This is a genomic window from Streptomyces sp. NBC_01198 (genome assembly GCF_036010485.1).
Taxonomy (GTDB): domain Bacteria; phylum Actinomycetota; class Actinomycetes; order Streptomycetales; family Streptomycetaceae; genus Actinacidiphila.
Window position 1 is genome coordinate 6069627 of the sequence record NZ_CP108568.1, and the last position, 19299, is coordinate 6088925.

Annotated in this window: 16 protein-coding genes; 9 read left to right on the forward strand and 7 right to left on the reverse strand. The window is 72.2% G+C overall.

Going from position 1 to position 19299, the window contains the following annotated elements; genetic code table 11:
• Window positions 1-21 precede the first annotated feature (21 nt).
• Window positions 22-1818 (forward strand): AMP-dependent synthetase/ligase, encoded by a 1797-nt coding sequence (locus OG702_RS27030; protein ID WP_327291542.1) that lies wholly within the window; start codon window positions 22-24, stop codon window positions 1816-1818.
• Window positions 1819-1844: 26 nt separating this feature from the next.
• Here the strand turns inward: OG702_RS27030 and OG702_RS27035 are convergent, their stop codons facing one another.
• Window positions 1845-2384 carry a hypothetical protein gene (locus OG702_RS27035; RefSeq protein ID WP_327291543.1) on the reverse strand — a complete coding sequence of 180 codons (540 nt, stop codon included), beginning with the start codon at window positions 2382-2384 and terminating at the stop codon, window positions 1845-1847.
• Window positions 2377-3171 carry an alpha/beta hydrolase gene (locus OG702_RS27040; protein WP_327291544.1) on the reverse strand — a complete coding sequence of 265 codons (795 nt, stop codon included), beginning with the start codon at window positions 3169-3171 and terminating at the stop codon, window positions 2377-2379. Before OG702_RS27040 ends, OG702_RS27035 begins: the two co-directional genes overlap by 8 nt.
• A gap of 170 nt (window positions 3172-3341) precedes the next feature.
• Between OG702_RS27040 and OG702_RS27045 the strand changes: the two genes are divergently transcribed.
• The 5 genes from OG702_RS27045 to OG702_RS27065 all read left to right on the forward strand — a co-directional run bounded on the left by OG702_RS27045 (window position 3342) and on the right by OG702_RS27065 (window position 8090).
• Window positions 3342-4052: a lysophospholipid acyltransferase family protein gene (locus OG702_RS27045; RefSeq protein WP_327291545.1), complete on the forward strand. Its 711-nt coding sequence runs from the start codon at window positions 3342-3344 to the stop codon at window positions 4050-4052.
• Between the two features lie 285 nt (window positions 4053-4337).
• Window positions 4338-5522: a MacS family sensor histidine kinase gene (macS, locus tag OG702_RS27050; protein WP_327291546.1), complete on the forward strand. Its 1185-nt coding sequence runs from the start codon at window positions 4338-4340 to the stop codon at window positions 5520-5522.
• On the forward strand, window positions 5519-6235 hold the full coding sequence (locus OG702_RS27055) for a response regulator transcription factor (RefSeq protein WP_327291547.1): 717 nt from the start codon (window positions 5519-5521) through the stop codon (window positions 6233-6235). Before macS ends, OG702_RS27055 begins: the two co-directional genes overlap by 4 nt.
• A gap of 70 nt (window positions 6236-6305) precedes the next feature.
• Window positions 6306-7334, forward strand: a complete 1029-nt coding sequence (locus OG702_RS27060) for a 6-phosphofructokinase (protein WP_327291548.1) — start codon at window positions 6306-6308, stop codon at window positions 7332-7334.
• Between the two features lie 138 nt (window positions 7335-7472).
• Window positions 7473-8090 carry a uridine kinase family protein gene (locus tag OG702_RS27065; RefSeq protein WP_327291549.1) on the forward strand — a complete coding sequence of 206 codons (618 nt, stop codon included), beginning with the start codon at window positions 7473-7475 and terminating at the stop codon, window positions 8088-8090.
• Here OG702_RS27065 and OG702_RS27070 read toward each other — a convergent pair.
• Window positions 8087-10057: an anthranilate synthase family protein gene (locus OG702_RS27070; RefSeq protein ID WP_327291550.1), complete on the reverse strand. Its 1971-nt coding sequence runs from the start codon at window positions 10055-10057 to the stop codon at window positions 8087-8089. The two genes, OG702_RS27065 and OG702_RS27070, sit on opposite strands and share 4 nt — an antisense overlap.
• A gap of 202 nt (window positions 10058-10259) precedes the next feature.
• Window positions 10260-13076 carry an N-acetylmuramoyl-L-alanine amidase gene (locus OG702_RS27075; RefSeq protein WP_327291551.1) on the reverse strand — a complete coding sequence of 939 codons (2817 nt, stop codon included), beginning with the start codon at window positions 13074-13076 and terminating at the stop codon, window positions 10260-10262.
• A 186-nt stretch (window positions 13077-13262) separates the two neighbouring features.
• On the opposite strand from OG702_RS27075, the gene OG702_RS27080 reads away from it, so the two are divergent.
• Window positions 13263-14612, forward strand: coding sequence for a class II 3-deoxy-7-phosphoheptulonate synthase (locus OG702_RS27080; RefSeq protein WP_327291552.1), 1350 nt, complete (start codon window positions 13263-13265; stop codon window positions 14610-14612).
• 142 nt (window positions 14613-14754) lie between these two features.
• Window positions 14755-15003, forward strand: a complete 249-nt coding sequence (locus OG702_RS27085) for a (2Fe-2S)-binding protein (protein WP_327291553.1) — start codon at window positions 14755-14757, stop codon at window positions 15001-15003.
• 15 nt (window positions 15004-15018) lie between these two features.
• On the opposite strand, the gene bfr is transcribed toward OG702_RS27085, so the two are convergent.
• Window positions 15019-15498 (reverse strand): bacterioferritin, encoded by a 480-nt coding sequence (gene bfr / locus OG702_RS27090; RefSeq protein WP_327291554.1) that lies wholly within the window; start codon window positions 15496-15498, stop codon window positions 15019-15021.
• A 146-nt stretch (window positions 15499-15644) separates the two neighbouring features.
• Here bfr and OG702_RS27095 point away from each other — a divergent pair, with 146 nt between their 5' ends.
• Window positions 15645-16259 (forward strand): sulfite oxidase-like oxidoreductase, encoded by a 615-nt coding sequence (locus OG702_RS27095; RefSeq protein WP_327291555.1) that lies wholly within the window; start codon window positions 15645-15647, stop codon window positions 16257-16259.
• A gap of 40 nt (window positions 16260-16299) precedes the next feature.
• Here OG702_RS27095 and pknB read toward each other — a convergent pair whose 3' ends face one another.
• Both pknB and OG702_RS27105 read right to left on the reverse strand, forming a co-directional pair.
• Complete coding sequence (gene pknB, locus OG702_RS27100) at window positions 16300-18282, reverse strand: Stk1 family PASTA domain-containing Ser/Thr kinase (protein ID WP_327291556.1); 1983 nt, start codon at window positions 18280-18282, stop codon at window positions 16300-16302.
• A gap of 142 nt (window positions 18283-18424) precedes the next feature.
• Window positions 18425-19297 carry a thiazole synthase gene (locus OG702_RS27105; protein WP_327291557.1) on the reverse strand — a complete coding sequence of 291 codons (873 nt, stop codon included), beginning with the start codon at window positions 19295-19297 and terminating at the stop codon, window positions 18425-18427.
• Window positions 19298-19299: the final 2 nt, after the last annotated feature.

Sequence of the window (19299 nt, forward strand, 5' to 3'; positions counted from 1 at the left end):
CACCGATGAGGAGCAGTCGTCTTGCGTGAGTTCAGCCTTCCGGCTCTGTACGAGGTCCCCGCGGGCGGCAATCTGACGGACCTGATCCGCCGCAACGCCGCCCAGCACCCCGACACCGCGGTCATCGGCCGCAAGGATTCCGCCGGCCACTGGCAGGACGTCACCGCCACCCGCTTCCTCGCCGAGGTGCGGGCCGCCGCCCGCGGGCTGATCGCCGAAGGCGTCCAGCCGGGCGACCGCGTCGCACTGCTGTCCAGGACGCGCTACGAGTGGACGCTGCTCGACTTCGCGATCTGGAGCGCCGGCGCGGTCAGCGTCCCGGTCTACGAGACGTCGTCGGCCGCCCAGCTCGAATGGATACTCGCCGACTCCGGCGCGGTCGCCGTCCTGGTGGAATCCGACCTGCACGAAAGGTCGGTGGAGTCGGTACGCGTACGGCTGCCGCAGCTCAAGCACGTCTGGCGGATCGACACCGGCGCGATCGAGGCGCTGGGCGCGGCCGGCGGCGACATCTCCGACGCGGTGCTCGACGAGCGCGGCGCCGCGGCGAACGCCGACTCGCCGGCGACCATCGTCTACACCTCCGGCACCACCGGCCGCCCCAAGGGCTGCGTGCTCAGCCACCGCAGCTTCTTCGCCGAGTGCGGCAACGTCCTGGAACGCCTCGCCCCGCTCTTCCGCACCGGCGAGTCCTCGGTGCTGCTCTTCCTGCCGCTGGCCCACGTCTTCGGGCGGCTGATCGAGGTCGCCAGCGTGATGGCGCCGGTCAGGCTCGGCCACGTACCCGACGTCAAGCAGCTCACCGAGGACCTGCGGGGCTTCAGGCCCACCCTGGTCCTCGGGGTGCCGCGGGTCTTCGAGAAGGTCTACAACACCGCGCGGGCCACCGCCGAGGCCCGCGGCAAGGGCAAGCTCTTCGACCGGGCGGCGGCCACCGCGATCGACTACAGCCGCGCCCTGGACACGCCGGCCGGGCCCTCGGTGCGGCTGCGCCTCACCCACAAGGTCTTCGACCGGCTGGTCTACGCCAAGCTCCGCGCGGTGCTCGGCGGCCGGGCCACCCACGCCGTTTCCGGCGGCGCCCCGCTCGGCGAGCGCCTCGGCCACTTCTACCGCGGTATCGGCTTCACCGTGCTGGAGGGCTACGGCCTGACCGAGTCCTGCGCGGCCACCGCCTTCAACCCCTGGGACCGCCCGAAGATCGGCACGGTCGGCCAGCCGCTGCCCGGCTCCACGATCCGCATCGCCGACGACGGCGAGGTGCTGCTGTACGGCGAGCACCTCTTCACCGGCTACTGGAACAACGAGCCGGCCACCGCCGAGGCGATGGCCGACGGCTGGTTCCACACCGGCGACCTCGGCGCGCTGGACGAGGACGGCTACCTGTCCATCACCGGCCGCAAGAAGGAGATCCTGGTCACCGCCGGCGGCAAGAACGTCGCGCCCGCGGTGATCGAGGACCGGATCAGGGCCGACGCGCTGATCGCCGAGTGCATGGTCGTCGGCGACGCCCGCCCCTTCGTGGCCGCGCTGATCACCCTGGACGAGGACTTCCTGCCCCAGTGGGCGGCCCAGCACGGCAAGTCAGGGCGGACCGCCGCCGAGCTGTCCGGCGACCCCGACCTGCTGGCCGCCGTCCAGCACGCGGTGGACGAGGGCAACGCGGCGGTCTCGCAGGCCGAGTCGGTCCGCAGGTTCCGCGTCCTCACGTCGCAGTTCACCGAGGACTCCGGGCACCTCACGCCGTCGATGAAGCTCCGGCGCAGCGTGGTGCTCGCGGAGTTCGGAGCCGAGGTCGAGGCGCTCTACGCGCGCTGAGCCCCGGCCGGCCGGGGCCGGCCCCGTCAGACGACGGCGCCGCGGCCCGGGTCGTCGTCGTCCTCCTCGTCGGTGCTCATCCGCGCGACCAGCGTGGCGAAGCCGCCGAGGAAGCCGCCGACGCCCAACGTGACGGCCCACCAGGTCAGTTCGATCTGCAGCAGGACGAAGGCGAGCAGCAGCAGCGGGCCGCCGAGCACCGCGATCCAGGCGAATTTGGTGGTGACGTCCGCGTCCGGCAGCGGCGGCGGCTCGGGCGGCACGAAATGCGCCTCGTCCTCGTCGTCGGCCAGCTCGTAGTCGCGCGGCCCGCTGATCACCGGGTGGATCACGATCGTCCGGTCAGCGGGCGGCGGCGCCGTGGTGACCGCCGCGGGGTCGGTCGGGTCGGGGTCGGCCGCCTGCGCCGGGACGTTCTCCGCCTCGGGCCAGGCCGCGGCCGTGGCCGGCTCCGGGTCGTTGTCGTAGCCGGCGATCAGCGCGGCCCAGACCGCGTCCTCGTCCAGCGGCGGGCGGGGCGGCTCCTCCTCGTGCGGGGCGGTGCCCTCGTCCTCGCGGTCAGCCACCGGCTGTGCCCCCCTTCACCGCGTTGCCGGCCGCGCCCGCACCGGCCGACAGCCGCTCGACGAACGCGTAGGACTCCGCGAAGATCCGCTCCGCGTCGTGGTCCAGGGTCGCCACGTGGAAGCTGCGCTCCAGCACCTTCTCCGTGACGTCCGTGGAGGACACCGCGCCCAGCACCACCGTCGAGTTCGACGGGTGCACCACGTGGTCGACGCGGCTGTGCAGCAGCAGCAAGGGCTGCGTGACCTGCGGCAGCGCCGGTCTGACGACCCGCCAGAGCCGGGTCAGCGAGTGCACCGCACGCAGCGGGGTGCGGTCGTAGCCGAGCTCGCCGCCGCCTTCGAGCGCGATGTCGTTGGCGATGCCCTTCACCGAGGGGACCACCCGGCTCAGCGCGCCCACCACCTTCAGCTGCGCGCTGTCGGCCTTCACCGACGGATTGACCAGGATCAGGCCGCTGATCTGGGCGCCGTGCCTGGCGGCCAGCCGCAGCGCCAGGGTGCCGCCCATCGACAGGCCGCCAACGAAGACTCGCGAGCAGCGGTCCGTCAGCTCGCCCAGCGCCCGGTCCACCTCGGCGTACCAGTCCTGCCAGCCGGTCAGCTGCATGTCCTGCCAGCGGGTGCCGTGCCCCGGCAGCAGGGGTACGGACACGGTCAGCCCGCGCTCCGCCAGATACTGGCCCCAGGGGCGCAGGGACTGCGGCGAGCCGGTGAATCCGTGGCAGAGCAGCACGCCGATCTCGCCGCCGTCATGGCGGTACGGCTCGGCTCCAGGCATGAGCGGCACCGTGGGTCTCCTGTTCGAGGGCGTGAAACCGCGTACGCGGGTACACGAGGTACACGGAGGTCGGACGTTCAGCGTACGCGGCCGCGATACCAAGCGGTAAGCCCCATCGCAACCAGCCGGAGCCGCCTGCTGGCGTTAAGGTCGGTGCGTCGGCTACAGGAGGTCCGAGGTTGTTCTACGGCGCGATGAAGATCGCCATCGGCTCGCCCCTCAAGGCGGCCTTTCGACCCTGGGTCGAAGGTCTTGAGCACATCCCGCACGACGGTCCCGCGATCCTCGCGAGCAATCACCTGTCCTTCTCGGACTCCTTCTTCCTGCCCGCGGTCCTCGACCGCAAGGTCACCTTCATCGCCAAGGAGGAGTACTTCACCTCGCCGGGCGTCAAGGGGAAGCTGACCGCCGCGTTCTTCAAGGGCGTCGGGCAGCTCCCGGTCGACCGCTCCGGCGCCCGCGGCGCCGGCGAGGCCGCGGTCAAGAGCGGGGTCGCCGTACTGGCGCGCGGCGAGCTCTTCGGGATCTACCCCGAGGGCACCCGCTCGCCCGACGGCCGCCTCTACCGGGGCAAGCCGGGCGGCCTGGCGCGGGTCGCGCTGGCCAGCGGGGCGCCGGTGATCCCGGTGGCGATGATCGACACGGAGAAGGTGCAGCCGGTGGGGAAGGTCATGCCGAAGCTGTCCGTACGCCCCGGTATCAGGATCGGCAAGCCGCTGGACTTCTCCCGCTACCACGGCATGGAGGGCGACCGCTTCATCCTGCGGTCGGTCACCGACGAGGTCATGTACGAGATCATGAAGCTGTCCGGGCAGGAGTACGTGGACGTCTACGCGACGGCGGCCAAACGGCAACTGGCCGCGGCCCAGGCGGCTGCGCCGCAGCAGTAAGGGGGCACCCCTTCCGCCGGGGTGCCCTATCCCCGGGCGCGGGGGTGCGGCTCCCCCCTGGCAGGGGGTGCCACCCAGGGGTGCGGGGAACTGCGCGCTCAGCCACCCACTGGCCGGTCGTCCGGACGCGACAGCAACTGCCCTTTTGGGTCGGTGACGACCCGCGCCCCGGTGGTGGGCTTGTCGCGCAGTTCCCCGCGCCCCTGACGGGCGCCCCTCGCGGAAGCGCACCCCCGGGCGGGAGGGGGCCGTTAGGGTGGGGCGGCCGGGGGAAGGGGGTCGCGGATGCGGATGTCGGTGGAGCAACCGCTGTGGCGCGCCCTGGTGGCGTACCGCGTACTGACGGCCGGATACGCGGTCACGCTGTACTGCTACGCCTACCACGACGTGCGTCACCCCCTGCTCGGCGGAGCCTACGTCGGCCTGCTGGCGGTGTGGACGCTGGCCACGCTCGGGCGGGTGATGTCGGAGCGCCGCTGCACCAAGGGCTTCCTCACCGCCGACCTGGCGCTGGCGATCACCGGGATACTGCTGACCGCGGTCGTCGACACCAGGGCCCGGATCGACTCGGGTGCCTTCACGCTGCCGTCCATCTGGACGGCCGGCTCCGTGCTGGCGTTCGCGATCAAGGGCGGCTGGCGGTGGGCCGCCGTCGCCTCCACGCTGGTGGCCGTCGCCGACCTGGTCGAGCGCGGCAGCCCGGGCGGCGACACCCTGCACAACGTGCTGCTGGTCTGGGTCGCCAGCATCGGCATCGGCTACGTGGTCGAGGTCGCCAGGATCAGCGAGCGCACGCTGGCCCGCGCGCTGCAGATCGAGGCCGCCACCCGGGAGCGGGACCGGCTGGCCAGGGACATCCACGACGGTGTGCTCCAGGTGCTCGCGATGGTGCAGCGCCGCGGCAACCAGGCCGGCGGCGAGGCGGCCGAGCTGGGCCGGATGGCCGGTGAGCAGGAGGCCGCGCTGCGCACCCTGATCAGCGGCGCCCCGATGCCGGCGCCGCGCGCCGAGTCCGGCGCCCCGCCGGGGCCGCACGACCTGCGGGTCCTGCTGGCGCCGTACGCCTCGGGCCGGGTGACGCTGTCCGCGCCAGGAACCCCGGTGCTGCTCGACCCGGCGGCGGCCGCCGAACTGGCCGCCGCGGCGGGCGCGGCGCTGGACAACGTGTGGCAGCACGCGGGCGAGCGGGCACACGCCTGGATCCTGGTCGAGGACGAGCCGGACGCGGTGCTGGTGACCGTGCGGGACGACGGCCCCGGTATCCCGGACGGCCGGCTGACGGCGGCGGCCGGCGAGGGCCGGCTGGGGGTGGCCCAGTCGATCCGCGGCCGGCTGCGGGACCTCGGCGGCACCGCAGAACTGCTGTCGCTGCCGGGCCAGGGCACCGAGGTGGAGCTGCGGCTGCCCAGGTCCGGGCCGGCCGACGGAGCGGTGGCCGGCGCCGCCGCCGATCGAGGAGGCACCGTATGACGGTCGGCGACGACCTGGCGGCACAGAAGGCGGTCTCGGTGATGGTGGTGGACGACCACCCGATGTGGCGTGACGCGGTGGCCCGCGACCTGACCGAGGCCGGCTTCCACGTGGTGGCGACCGCGGGCGACGGTCCCGAGGCGATCCGCCGTGCCAAGGCGGCCCGCCCGCAGGTGCTCGTGCTGGACCTCAACCTGCCGGGGGCGTCCGGTGTGCGGGTGTGCAAGGACGTCGTGGCGGGCGATCCCGCGGTACGGGTGCTGGTGCTGTCCGCGAGCGGCGAGCACACCGACGTACTGGAAGCGGTCAAATCCGGGGCGACCGGCTACCTGCTGAAGTCCGCTGGCCGCGAGGAGCTGGTCGACGCGGTCCGCAGGACCGCGGTGGGCGACCCGGTGTTCACCCCCGGGCTGGCCGGGCTGGTGCTCGGCGAGTACCGCAGGCTCGCCACCGTCCCGCCGCCCGCCGCGACCGGGTGCGCGGCGGCACCGCAGCTGACCGAGCGGGAGACCGAGGTGCTGCGGCTGGTCGCGAAGGGGCTGAGCTACAAGCAGATCGCCCAGCGCCTGGTCATCTCGCACCGGACGGTGCAGAACCACGTGCAGAACACCCTCGGCAAACTCCAGCTGCACAATCGCGTGGAGCTTGTCCGATACGCGATCGAGGCCGGTCTCGACGAGGTGCCGCAGTCCGGCAGGACCGGCGACATGTGACCCAAGTCACGCTAGCTTGGCGGAGGTTGTCACATCCGGCACAGCTGGCTTGCGACGAAGGGAAGAGTCCATGCGAGTCGGAGTTCTGACTGGCGGCGGAGACTGCCCCGGCCTCAATGCGGTCATCCGCGGCATCGTACGGAAAGGCGTCCAGGAGTACGGGTACGACTTCACCGGCTTCAGGGACGGTTGGCGCGGTCCCCTGGAAGGGGACACCGTTCAGCTCGACATCCCGGCGGTCCGCGGCATCCTGCCGCGGGGCGGCACCATACTCGGCTCCTCGCGCACCAACCCGCTCAAGATCGAGGGCGGCGTGCGGAGGGTCCAGGAGAACCTGGCGGCGCAGGATATCGACGCGCTCATCGCCATCGGCGGCGAGGACACCCTGGGCGTCGCCGCCACCCTCCACCAGGAACACGGCGTAAAAGTGGTCGGGGTCCCCAAGACCATCGACAACGACCTGTCGGCCACCGACTACACCTTCGGGTTCGACACCGCCGTCAACATCGCCACCGAGGCCATCGACCGGCTGCACACCACGGCCGAGTCGCACATGCGGGTGCTGGTGGTCGAGGTGATGGGCCGGCACGCGGGCTGGATCGCGCTGCACTCGGGCCTGGCCGGCGGCGCCAACGTGATCCTCATACCGGAACAGCGCTTCGACCTCGACCAGGTGTGCTCCTGGGTGGAGAGCCGCTTCAAGATCCGCTACGCGCCCATCGTGGTGGTCGCCGAGGGCGCGATGCCGCGCGACGGCGACCTGGTCCTCAAGGACGGCACGCTCGACTCCTTCGGGCACGTCCGGCTGTCCGGCATCGGCGAATGGCTCGCCAACCAGATCGAGAAGCGCACCGGCAAGGAGGCCAGGACCACCGTGCTCGGCCACGTCCAGCGCGGCGGCACACCCAGCGCCTTCGACCGCTGGCTCGCCACCCGCTTCGGCCTGCACGCCGTCGAGGCGGTCAGGGACGGGGACTTCGGGAAGATGGTGGCGCTGCGGGCCACCGACATCGTCCGGGTCCCGATCGCCGACGCGACCGCCAGGATCAAGACCGTCGACCCCGCCCTTTACGCCGAGGCGGGGGTCTTCTTCGGGTAGCGCCGAACTGCCGGCCCGACCCGGCAGGAAGACGCACCCGACAGCGCTTGCCGCGAGTGATCTCCTGGACCTATCCTCCCTGCACCCGGCTTGTCCGGCCGCTTCGTTTCCCCTTTGAGCACCTGAGGAGCGCCCGGTATGGCGGGTGTGGCGAGCGGGCTCTGCGTGCCCGTACTGGCGGTCGCAGGCGGCACCGCATCCGGCAAGTCCACCCTTGCCGAAGCGCTGGCGCTGCACCACCCCGACACTGTCGGCCTGATCCATCTCGACGACTTCTACGTCTCCGCGCAGGATCCGCTGCGCGGGGTCAGGACGCTCAGCGCGACCGGCGCGGAGACCCTGGACTGGAACCATCCGGGGTCCATCGACGCGACCGCGGTGACCGCCGCGATCGACGCCGCCGCCGGGTCCGGGCGGCACCGCCTGGTGGTGGTCGAGGGCCTGTTCGCCCTGACCCTGCCCGCGGTCGCCGCCCGGGCCGCCTGGCGGGTGTACGTCGACACGCCGGACGACATCCGGCTGGCCAGGAAGATCCTCCGCAAGATCGAGGTCCAGCGCCAGGACCCGATCGTCTCGCTGCGCAACTACCTGGCCCACGGCCGCGAGAGCCACGCGGAGTACGTGGCCCCCTCGCGGGACCGGGCCGACCTGGTCCTGGACGGCACCGCGGCCGAACCCGAACTGCTGGACGCGGTGCGGTGGCTGGTCGGACCGGCTCTGGGCGAGCCGGCCCGACCGGCGGCCGTGCCCGTCTAGGGCGCCGGCGCGAGCACCTCGGCCAGCAGCCCGGCGGCGATCTCCGAGCCGTTCAGCGTCAGCACCGACTCCGGGTGGAACTGCACCCCGGCGAAGCCCGGGCCGCGCAGCGCGTGCACGTCACCGGTGGCCGGGTCGCGGCTCAGCTCGACCTGGTGCATCGCCAGCTCCTCCGCCGCGGTGCCGTCGCAGCGGGCGGTGAAGGAGTTGTAGAAGCCGACGGTCTCCTTGCGGCCGAACAGGTCGATGGTCCGCTGCGCGCCCTGGAAGGGCTCGTCCTTGCGCACCAGGTCCAGGCCCAGTTCGGCGGCCAGCAGTTCGTGGCCGAGGCAGACGCCGAGCAGCCCGTACGGGTGGTCGCGGACCAGTTCGCCGGCCAGCCCGCGCAGGAAGCGCATCTTGGGGTCGGCGGTGTCGGCCGGGTCGCCGGGCCCGGGGCCGAGCACGACCGGGCCCCGGTGGTCCAGGGCGGCCTCCCGCACCCGCGGGTCGTCGTAGCGGCGTACGGTCACCGCGTGGCCGGTGGACCGCAGCAGGTGGGCCAGCATCGCGGTGAAGGTGTCCTCGCCGTCGACGACCAGGGCGTGCGCGGTCGCCGGGGGGTGCTCGGTCTGCATCCGCAGCCAGAACGGCGCCAGATGGGCCCTGCGGGCGTCCAGCGCGGCCCGTACCCGGATGTCGTCGGCCAGCCGCGGCCGTGGCCCCGCCGTGGTCCGTACCGGCGCCTGCCGCACGCCGAGGGCGGTGAGCACGCCCGCGGCCTTGGCGTGGGTCTCGGCGACCTCCGCGTCCGGCCGGGAGTGGCGTACGAGCGTCGCGCCGACGGGGACGCGCAGCTCGCCGCCCGCGGAGATGTCGGCGGTGCGGATCAGGATCGGCGAGTCCAGCGTCTGGGCGCCGCCCGCGTCCCGGCCGATGAGCGCGAGCGCACCGGCGTAGTAGCCGCGGCCGCCCGGCTCGTGGCGCTCGATGACCCGGCAGGCGTTCTGCACCGGCGAGCCGGTCACCGTCGCGGCGAACATCGTCTCGCGCAGCACGTCGCGCACATCGAGGGTGGAGCGCCCGCGCAGCTCGTACTCGGTGTGCGCCAGGTGCGCCATCTCCTTCAGCCGCGGCCCGACCACGACTCCGCCGAGATCGCAGACGGTGCACATCATCTTCAGTTCCTCGTCCACCACCATGGTCAGCTCCTCGGCCTCCTTGGGGTCGGCGAGGAAGTCGAGCAGCCCGGCGGTGCTCGGACCCTGAGCCGGGTAGCGGTAGGTGCCGCTGATCGGGTTCATCACGACGGTGCCGCCCGCCCGGCCGCCCTCGGCCGGCAGCGCTCCGCCCTCGCCCCGCCCGCTCCACATCCGCACATGGACCTCGGGGCTGGCACCGACCAGGGTGCGCTCCGCGGTGTGCACGACATACGTCCAGTAGGCGCCGCGCTCGCCGCGCAGCAGCCGCGCGAAGAGGGCGAGCGCGGCGGCCGGGCCGAAGTCCGGTACGTGGCCGCGGAAGGTGCGGCGGATGACGAAGTTGGCGCCCTCGCCGCGGCCGATCTCGTCCTCGATGACCCGCCCGACGATGCCGGCGTAGGCGTCGTCGCCGATGTCGAAAGCGCCGTCCTCGACGCGGACGGGGGTGTCGGGCAGCGCGTCAAGCAGGTCGGCGAGCGGCAGTTCGAGGCTCTCCTCGGGGTGCAGGACGAGCAGCGGGGTGCCGTCGTCGCGGACGTCGAAGCCGCGCTCGCGGATCTGCCGGAACGGGATCAGCGCGAGGGCGTCGGTACGGGCGCCGCCGTCGGCCGGGCCGGTGGGCAGGGCGATGTCGGCGAGCCGGTCGACGGCCGAGACGGGGCCCGTCAGCACCTCCACGACCCCCTCGGGCCCCCCCGGCGTCCTGCGGTGCAGCAGGGCGAAGGGCGGGTGGCCGGGGGAGAGCAGGCGGGTGACGAGCCGTACGGCGTCGGGACGTGAGGACACGGTCGGGTCCTTCCTTGACAGCGGGGAAGGGGCGACCGGGCCGGGAAACGCCGAAGGCCGCCCCTGCGGGCGGCCTTCGCGAAGTGCTGCTGATACGCGCGATTCAGCGGGCCGCCGGATGAGCGGTCCACCACCAGTCCTGGTGCGTCGAGGTCTGCAGCGCGATCATGCCACCGACCTTAGCGCACCAGGACCCGGCACGTCAGACCAACAGGTTGTAGGTGTTCCAGCCGGAGCCGATCCTGGCCTTGGCCGCGTAAGGCGCGGCGGCGCTGCCGGTGCCCTTGTAGAGCCACAGCACGCCGGAGGAGTCGCGGGCCACCAGGTCCGCCTTGCCGTCGCCGGTCACGTCACCGGCGCCCACCAGGGCGTTGTAGACCTGCCAGCCGGCGCCGATCCTGGCCTTGGCGGCGTAGGGCGCGGTGGCGCTGCCGGTGCCCTTGTAGAGCCACAGCACGCCGGAGGAGTCGCGGGTCACCAGGTCCGCCTTGCCGTCGCCGGTCACGTCGCCGGTGCCGACCAGCATGTTGTAGGCGTTCCAGCCCCCTCCTATGGCCGTCTTCGGGGCGAAGGCCTTCGTCGCGTCGCCGGTGCCCTGGTAGAGCCACAGCTCGCCCGCGGAGTCACGCGCTATCACGTCGGAGTGCCCGTCCGCGGTGGCGTCGCCGACACCGGCGAGCTTGCCGTAGGCGCCCCAGCCGCCGCCGACCTTCACCTTGGCCTGGAAGGGGGAGGCGGGCCTGCCGCTGCCCTTGTAGTACCAGAGCACGCCGGAGGTGTCGCGGGCCACCATGTCGCCGACCCCGTCGGCACGCAGGACGTCCATCGCGGTCAGCGCGTTGTAGACCTGCCAGCCGCCGCCGACCTTGAACTTGGCGTAGTACGGCGGGGCGGCGATGCCGGTGCCCTGGTACTGCCACAGCGCGCCCGAGGCGTCCCTGGCGACCAGGTCGTGCCGGGTGGTGCCGGGCACCGGGGCGACGCTGGTGGTCTGCTGCACGTCGGCGGCCCGCACCCAGGCGATCCGGTGGTTGTAGCGGATCGGGTAGAAGACGTTCGTGCCCTTGACCAGGGTGCGGTCACCGGCCGCGGTGCCGGCGAAGGTGCCCGCGTACCAGTAGTCGCCGACCTCCGCGGGCCCGGCCTGCGCGTAGGCCTGGCCCGCCGGGATCGTGTACATCGTCAGCGAGGCGTGGTTGTCGTCCTGCACGGGCACCTGCGTCCCCGCGTAGGCCGCGTCCTCGGGGTAGGCCCGGCCGAAGACCGGGATCGTGCCCGACTTCGGGGTGATGACCGGGGTCGGGGCGACGACCGAGGTGTACTGCCCGCCCGGGTTGTGGAACCAGAGCTTGCGGCCCTGGTACCAGATCGCCGTCCAGTCCGTCTGCACGCCCGCGACGACGTAGGCGCCGCCCGCCCGGACCTTGTCGGCCCAGTTCGCGCCGTCGCTCCACGTCACGCTGCCCAGATAGGGGTCCTGGGGCAGCGCGGCCGTGGTGGCCGGCGAGGTGTAGAGGTACAGGAAGTTCGCCGGGTGCGCCGCGACGGCCTTGCCGCCGCTGGTCAGCGTCGGCTGGTTCGTCGTCGTGTACGGCGGCACCACCCGGACCAGCTGCCCGGTCTTCACCGGACCGCCCGCGCCGCCCGCGCCGTCCGGCGCGCCCAGCAGCGACATGTAGTGGTTCCAGTCCCAGTACGGACCCGGGTCCCAGTGCTGCGACTTGACGTTCGCGTCCAGCACGCCAGGCACCTCGTCGTGCCCGATGACGTGCTCGCGGTCCAGCGGGATGCTGAATTTCTGGGCCAGGTATTTCACCAGGACGGCCGAGGAGTCGTACTCCTGCTCGGTGAACCAGTCACCGGTCTTGATCGCCCAGCCCTCGTGCTCCACGCCGACCGAGTGCATGTTCACGGTCTTGTTCGCCGCGTGCCACGCCTCGTCCTTGAGCTGCACCATCTGGGTGACGCGGCCGTCGTCGGCGACCAGGTAGTGGGCGCTGGCGTAGGCCGTGGAGCCCTGGAACTCCTTGATGCTGCCGTCGAAGGTGCCTTCCATGTCATGGATGACGATGTAGCGGATGTCCTCGCCGTTGCCGGGGCGGCTGGACACGTTGTAGTTGCCGAAGTCGTCCGGCGTGCTGCTGTTCTGCTTGTACCCCGCGGCCACGAAGTTGCAGTGCAGCGCCGACGGGCACTCCGGGGTGGTGGCCGCCACGGCCGGTGTCGCGGTGGTGGACGCCGCCAGCGGGACCCTGGAGGGCTCCTGCGGCTTGACCGACGGGTCGGCCGGCAGCGACAGCGACTGGCCGTCCGTGGTGACCCGGCTCGCGCCGGACTTCACCGTGTCGAAGACCCGCTGCACGAACTGCTGGGCGCCGCCCCGGTCGGGCGACTGGCTGTAGCGGGCGATGCCCGCCCACCAGCGTCCCGGGTCGGCGGGCAGCGAACCGACCGCGGCCTTCTCGTACTGCGCCAGCAGCGCCGCACCGGCCCGTACGCTCTGCCGCGGGTCGGTGCGCACCTCGGAGGTGGCGGCGCCGATCAGTTTCGCCGCGGCGTCCAGGGTGTGCAGCCGCGGGTCGGTGGTGTCCACCTTCGCCGGGTCGCTGCTCAGCGCCCGGTCGGCGTCGAAGTGCCGGGAGACGGCCGGGTCGCCGCTCAGGTCGAGGTGCGCCAGCCGGTCGGCGCCGGACGGCTGTTCGACGTCGGCGTCCGTGACCTGGGTCAGGCCCATCACGTTGTAGTTGCCGGTGGTGCTCGGCCTGCCCTGGTGGGACTCCCACAGCGTCTGCCGGTAGGAGACCGCCATCAGCACGCTCTGCGGCACCTGGAACTCGTCGGCGGCCGCGGCGAAGTCGGCCTGCAGCGCGGTCTGCGCGAGGGGTGCCTTGCCGTCCTGGTCACCCCCCGACGACGGGGTGGCCAGCGCGATCGTGCCGTAGGTGGCCGCGGTGGCGAGCGCCACGACGCCTGCCCCGTAGCCGATCCACGACTTCCGTCTGCGGTGTCTGCGTGTCAACGTGCAGCCCTGCTTCCCGCGCGCCAGCGCGCGCCACCCAGGGAGCCTGCGCCCGGGCGGCAGTCGGCTCGAAACGGCATGACGTTATCAGTCGCGCGTTCGGTTCCCGCGTTGCTGGGCGGACGGCATGTCTCAGCCACTGAGCGGGGCGAAAATCAGGTGACACGACCCCGTAATGTGGGGGCCGTGACCGTGAACGCAGACATCCACGCCGGGGGCAACACCTGGCACGCTCTTCCCGCGGCGCAGCAGCCCGAGTGGCCCGACCCCGAGGCTCTGCGCGACGTGATCGCCGAGCTCACCTCGTATCCGCCGCTCGTCTTCGCCGGGGAGTGCGACCAGCTGCGCAGCCGGCTGGCGTCCATCGCCAGGGGTGAGGCGTTCCTGCTCCAGGGCGGTGACTGCGCCGAGGCGTTCGACGGGGTCGGCGCCGACCAGATCCGCAACAAGCTCAAGACGCTGCTGCAGATGGGCGCGGTCCTCACCTACGCCGCCTCGGTGCCGGTGGTCAAGGTCGGCCGGATCGCCGGGCAGTACAGCAAGCCGCGGTCCAAGCCGACCGAGACCCGCGACGGCGTCACCCTGCCGACCTACCGCGGCGACTCGGTCAACGGCTTCGAGTTCACCCCCGAGGCCCGCACCCCGGACCCCGAGCGGCTCAAGCGGATGTACCACGCGTCCGCGTCCACGCTGAACCTGGTCCGCGCCTTCACCACCGGCGGCTACGCCGACCTGCGCCAGGTGCACGCCTGGAATCAGGACTTCGTGAAGTCCTCCCCTTCCGGGCAGCGCTACGAAGCGCTGGCCCGCGAGATCGACAACGCGCTCAACTTCATGGCGGCCTGCGGCACCGACCCGGCGGAGTTCCGCACCGTCGAGTTCTACGCCTCCCACGAGGCGCTGCTGCTCGACTACGAGACGGCGCTGACCCGTACCGACTCGCGGACCGGCAAGCTCTACGACGTCTCGGGCCACATGGTGTGGATCGGCGAGCGCACCCGGCAGCTGGACGGCGCGCACATCGAGTTCGCCTCCCGGATCAGCAACCCGATCGGGGTGAAGCTCGGCCCCGGCACCTCGCCGGAGGAGGCGCTGACCTACGTCGAGCGGCTGGACCCGGACCGCGACCCCGGACGGCTCACCTTCATCGTGCGGATGGGCGCGGACAAGGTCCGCGACAAGCTGCCGACGCTGGTGGAGAAGGTCTCCGCGTCCGGCGCCCAGGTCGCCTGGATCTGCGACCCGATGCACGGCAACACCTTCGAGGCCGCCTCGGGACACAAGACCCGGCGCTTCGACGACGTGCTCGACGAGGTCAGGGGCTTCTTCGAGGTCCACCACGCCCTCGGCACCCACCCCGGCGGCATCCACGTCGAGCTCACCGGCGACGACGTCACCGAATGCGTCGGCGGCGGCGACGAGATCTTCGTGGACGATCTGCACCAGCGCTACGAGACGGCCTGCGACCCGCGGCTCAACCGCAGCCAGTCGCTCGACCTGGCCTTCCTGGTCGCGGAGATGTACCGCGGGCAGTAGCCGGCGGCGCCCCAGCGGCGGGGCGGCACGGAAGGGGCGCGGATCACATCGATCCGCGCCCCTTGTCGCTTTTCTGTATCCCACCCCGCAGGTAAGGTAAGGGTTACCTCAGTCCCCAGGGCCCCGGATCGGCGGTGACCGCGTGTATGTCTGCTCCTGCTTCGGCATCACCGAGCAGCAGGTCAAGCAGCACGCCGACGCCGGTCGCTGCTCGCCCCGGCAGATAGCCTCCGCCTGCAAGGCCGGCACCGACTGCGGCTCCTGCGTCAAGCGCATCCAGAGCCTGCTCGGCCGCGGCGCCGGCTGCGTCACCCGTACGAAGCTGGAGCCGGCCGACGCGCCGCCCGTCGTCCTTTCAAAGCCCGAGGCCCCCGGGACGCGCGCGGCCTGACCGGCGGCGTACGGCTCAGCTGTCCGGCTGCTCGATCAACTGCGCGATGTACAGCGGCTCACCCAGCTTCTCGATCAGGGCCAGCTGCGTGTCCAGATAGTCGACGTGGTGCTCCTCGTCGGCCAGGATCGATTCGAAGATGTTCTTCGAGGTGAAGTCGGCCTTGGCGTGCATCACCTCGATACCGCGGCGCAGCCGGTCGATCGCCTCGACCTCGACCTGCCGGTCGGCCTGGAACATCTCGGTGACGGTCTGCCCGACCCTGACATGGAAGAGCCGCTGGTAGTTCGGCAGGCCTTCGAGAAGGAGAATGCGGTCGGTCAGCATCTCCGCGTGCTTCATCTCGTCGAACGACTCGGACCTGGTGTACTTCGCCAGCTTCAGCCAGCCGAAGTTCTCCTGCATCTTCGCGTGGAGGAAGTACTGGTTGATCGCGGTCAGCTCAGCGGTCAGCTGTTCGTTCAGGAACTCGATGACCTCGGGGTCGCCCAGCATGGCAACGCCGTCCTTCCGTTCTGACGAATGGTTCCGCGCATCCTCGCACCGCGCGGTGGCATGATCCAGTAAGTGGATCCTTACGTCCGGTGAAGGGCGGCTGCGCCCGGTCAGGAGCACCTCGTCCGGTCTGTCACCATGGAGGCATGGGTCGGTACGAGCGTCGCGAGGGGGAGCTGCCGCCGGGCCAGCGGCTCCAGCGGGGCTGGCCCGTCACCCACTACGGCCCGGTGCCGCGCTTCAAGCCCGACCGCTGGGAGTTCCGGGTCTTCGGTGCGACCGCCGACGCTGACAAGACCTGCTGGAATCACCCGCAGTTCTCCGCACTGCCTTATGACACCGTCGTCGGCGACTTCCACTGCGTCACGAAATTCTCGATGCTCGGCATCGAATGGGGCGGCATCGCCACCTCGACCGTGGTGAAGCTCGCGCCGCCCGCGGACGACGTGACCCATGTGATGGTCTGGGCCGAATACGGATTCAGCTCCAACCTGCGGATCGAGGACTTCCTCGACGACCAGTCGATATTCGCCACCCACAAGGGCGGCCAGCCCCTCACCGCGGAACACGGCTTCCCGGTCCGGCTGATCGTCCCCCGGCTCTACGCCTGGAAAGGCCCCAAGTGGGTCCGCGGCATCGAATACATGACGGCGGACCGCCGCGGTTTCTGGGAGGAACGCGGCTATCACAACCTCGGCGACCCCTGGGGGGAGCAGCGCTACTCCTACCAGGAGGAGCCGGGCGACGGGCCGGAGATCTAGACCTGCCGTTCCGATCGCTCCCGGCCCCGCGCCGCCCCGCTCAGCGCACCCAGACCGTGATCGTGGCGCCCTTCGGCGCCTGGCTGCCGCCGTCCGGGGACTCGCTGAAGACCGAGTCGCCGAAGAAGAGGTCGATCACCCGGACGTCGAAGCCGGCGTCCTTCAGGATCTGCTTGGCGTCGTCCTCGCTCTTGCCCGTGACGTCGGGCACCGGGAAGAGCTGCTGGCCCTTGGAGACGGTGATGGTGATCGTGTCGCCCTCGGCGGCCTGGGCGTCCCGGTCCGGGGACTCGACAGCGACGGTGTCCTTGTCGGCCTCGTCGGAGAAGACCTTCTCCGGCGCCAGGACCACCCGCAGGCCCGCGTCCTGCAGCTTCTGCTGCGCGTCGGTGACCGAGTCGCCGATCACGTCGGGCACGTCCACCGGCGAGCCCCGCGAGACCGTCAGCGTCACCGGGGTGCCCGGGGCGCGCTGGGTGCCGGCCGCCGGTCGCGTCGAGATGACCTGGCCCCGCGGGACCGAGTCGTCGAAGGACTTCGTCACCGCGCCGGGAGCCAGCCCCGCCGCCCTGATCTGTTGCTGGGCCTCGGCCAGGGTGTGGCCCTTGACCTCGGGCACCTTGGCCTCCTGCGGCCCCTTGGAGACCGTCAGCGTCACCGTGCCGTTGCTGCGGATCCGCCTGCCCGGCGCCGGGTCGGTGGAGATCACACTGCCGCGCGGCACGGTCAGCGAGAAGCCCTGCTCGACCCGGGTGTCCAGGCCGGCCGAGGTCAGCTTGTGCTGCGCGTCGGCCTGCGGCAGCGCCAGCACGCCGGGCACCTTGGTGAACTGCCCGTCGCTGATGTACCAGACGCCCGCGCCGACGCCGAGGATCACCAGCAGCGCCACCAGGACGGCCAGCGGCCCCCGGCCGCCCCTGCCGGTCCTGGCCTTCCCGCGCGGTGCGGGCGGCGGCGGCATCGGCACCGCCGAGGTGTGCCGCGGCGGGCCGAGTGGCTCGGGCGGCGGGAGCGGCAGCCGGGTGGTGCGGTTCAGGACCTCCCCGCCGGGGGCCGCCGTCGCCGGCGGCCTGGCCACCACACTGGTCGGGTCCTCCGAGCCCACCGCGCCGGGCGGCACTGCGTCCGCGTAGCCGCCGCCGAACGCGTCCTCGTACGGCCGGGCGTCCAGCTGTGCCTCGCCCAGGCCCGCGCGCACCGCCCGGACCTCGGCGAACATCGCCACCGCGTCGGCGGGCCGGCCCACCGGGTCGCGCGACGTCGTCCGCCTCACCAGCCCGTCCAGCTGCGGCGGCAGCCCCGGTACGACGGCGGACGGCGGCGGCACGTCCTCGTTCAGCCGCTGCACGATGACCTGCATCGGCGTCTCGCCCGAGTACGGCTTCGCGCCGGTCAGCATCTCGTAGAGCATGATCCCGCACGCGTACACGTCCGTACGCTGGTCGACGATGCCGTGGCCGATCTGCTCCGGCGCCAGATACGACACCGTCCCGAGCAGCGCCCCCGACACGCTCGTCTGCGTGTCCACCGCCCTGACCAGGCCGAAGTCGGCGACCTTGACGCCGCCGTCCTCCCCGATCAGCACATTCTCCGGCTTCATGTCCCGGTGCACGAGCCCGGCGCGGTGCGCCGCCCCCAGCGCCGCGAGCACCGGCTCCAGGATGTCGAGCGCCGCCCGCGGCGACAGCGCCCCGCGCTCGCGCAGCACGTCCCGCAGCGTGCAGCCGGCCACGTACTCCATGGCCAGATAGACGTACGTCCCGTCGGTGCCCTGGTCGTAGACCCCCACCACATTGCTGTGCGACAGCCGGGCGACGGCCTTGGCCTCCCGGATGAACCGCTCCACGAACGCGGTGTCCGCAGCCAGCCCCGGATGCATCACCTTCAACGCGAGCATGCGGTCGAGGCGGGTGTCCACGGCCCGGTAGACCGTGGCCATGCCGCCGACGGCGATCCGCGCCTCGATGCGGTACCGCCCGTCGAGCGTCCGCCCGACCAGGGGATCATGCACGGTTGTGTCCACGACGTCCGATTCTACGATCCGCCTGCGACACCATCGGTGCCACGCGCCAGGACTGTGGCCGTGCCGTGGTGTTCCGGAACCAAACCGTGACACCGCGGGTGCCGAAGCGGAAAGCGGGCCATTCGGCCGGCGGGCCGGCGGGTCAGAACGCGGGCCGCTCCGGGTCCAGGTCGGGCAGGCCGTCGGTCGGGGAGGAGGCGAGCGCGTGGTGGCGGCGGGGGATGCGGCCGGCCCGGTGTGCGAGCCGGCCCGCGGCGACCGCGTGCCGCATCGCATCGGCCATCAGGACCGGGTGCCGGGCGCGGGTGACGGCGGAGGCGAGCATCACCGCCGCGCAGCCCAGCTCCATCGCCAGGGCCACGTCGGAGGCGGTGCCCGCGCCCGCGTCCAGGATGACGGGGACACCGGCCCGCTCGGTGATCAGCTGGAAGTTGTGCGGGTTGCGGATGCCCAGGCCCGAGCCGATGGGGGAGCCGAGCGGCATGACCGCCGCGCAGCCGACGTCCTCCAGCTTGCGCGCGAGCACCGGGTCGTCGCTGGTGTACGGCAGCACGGTGAAGCCGTCGTCGACCAGGGTCTCCGCCGCTTCCAGGAGTTCGACCGGATCGGGCAGCAACGTCCGCTCGTCCGCGATGACTTCGAGCTTGACCCAGTCGGTGCCCAAGGCCTCCCTGGCCAGCCGCGCGGTCAGTACGGCCTCGCCGGCGGTGAAGCAGCCCGCGGTGTTCGGCAGCACCCGGATGCCGTGCCGGGTCAGCACCGAGAGCACCGAGCCGGTCGTCGACGGGTCGAGCCGCCGCATCGCGACGGTGGTCAACTCGGTGCCGGACGCCACCAGCGCCCGGTCGAGCACCTCAAGGCTGGGCGCCCCGCCGGTGCCCATGATCAGCCGCGAGGAGAACTCGACCCCGCCGATCCGCAGCGGATCGGCCGTCCGGCCGGGAGCGGGGTCCCCTGGCCGGCGCTCCGCGGGCGTGGGGCCGGCCTCGCCGTCCGGCCGGGGGATCACCGACATCG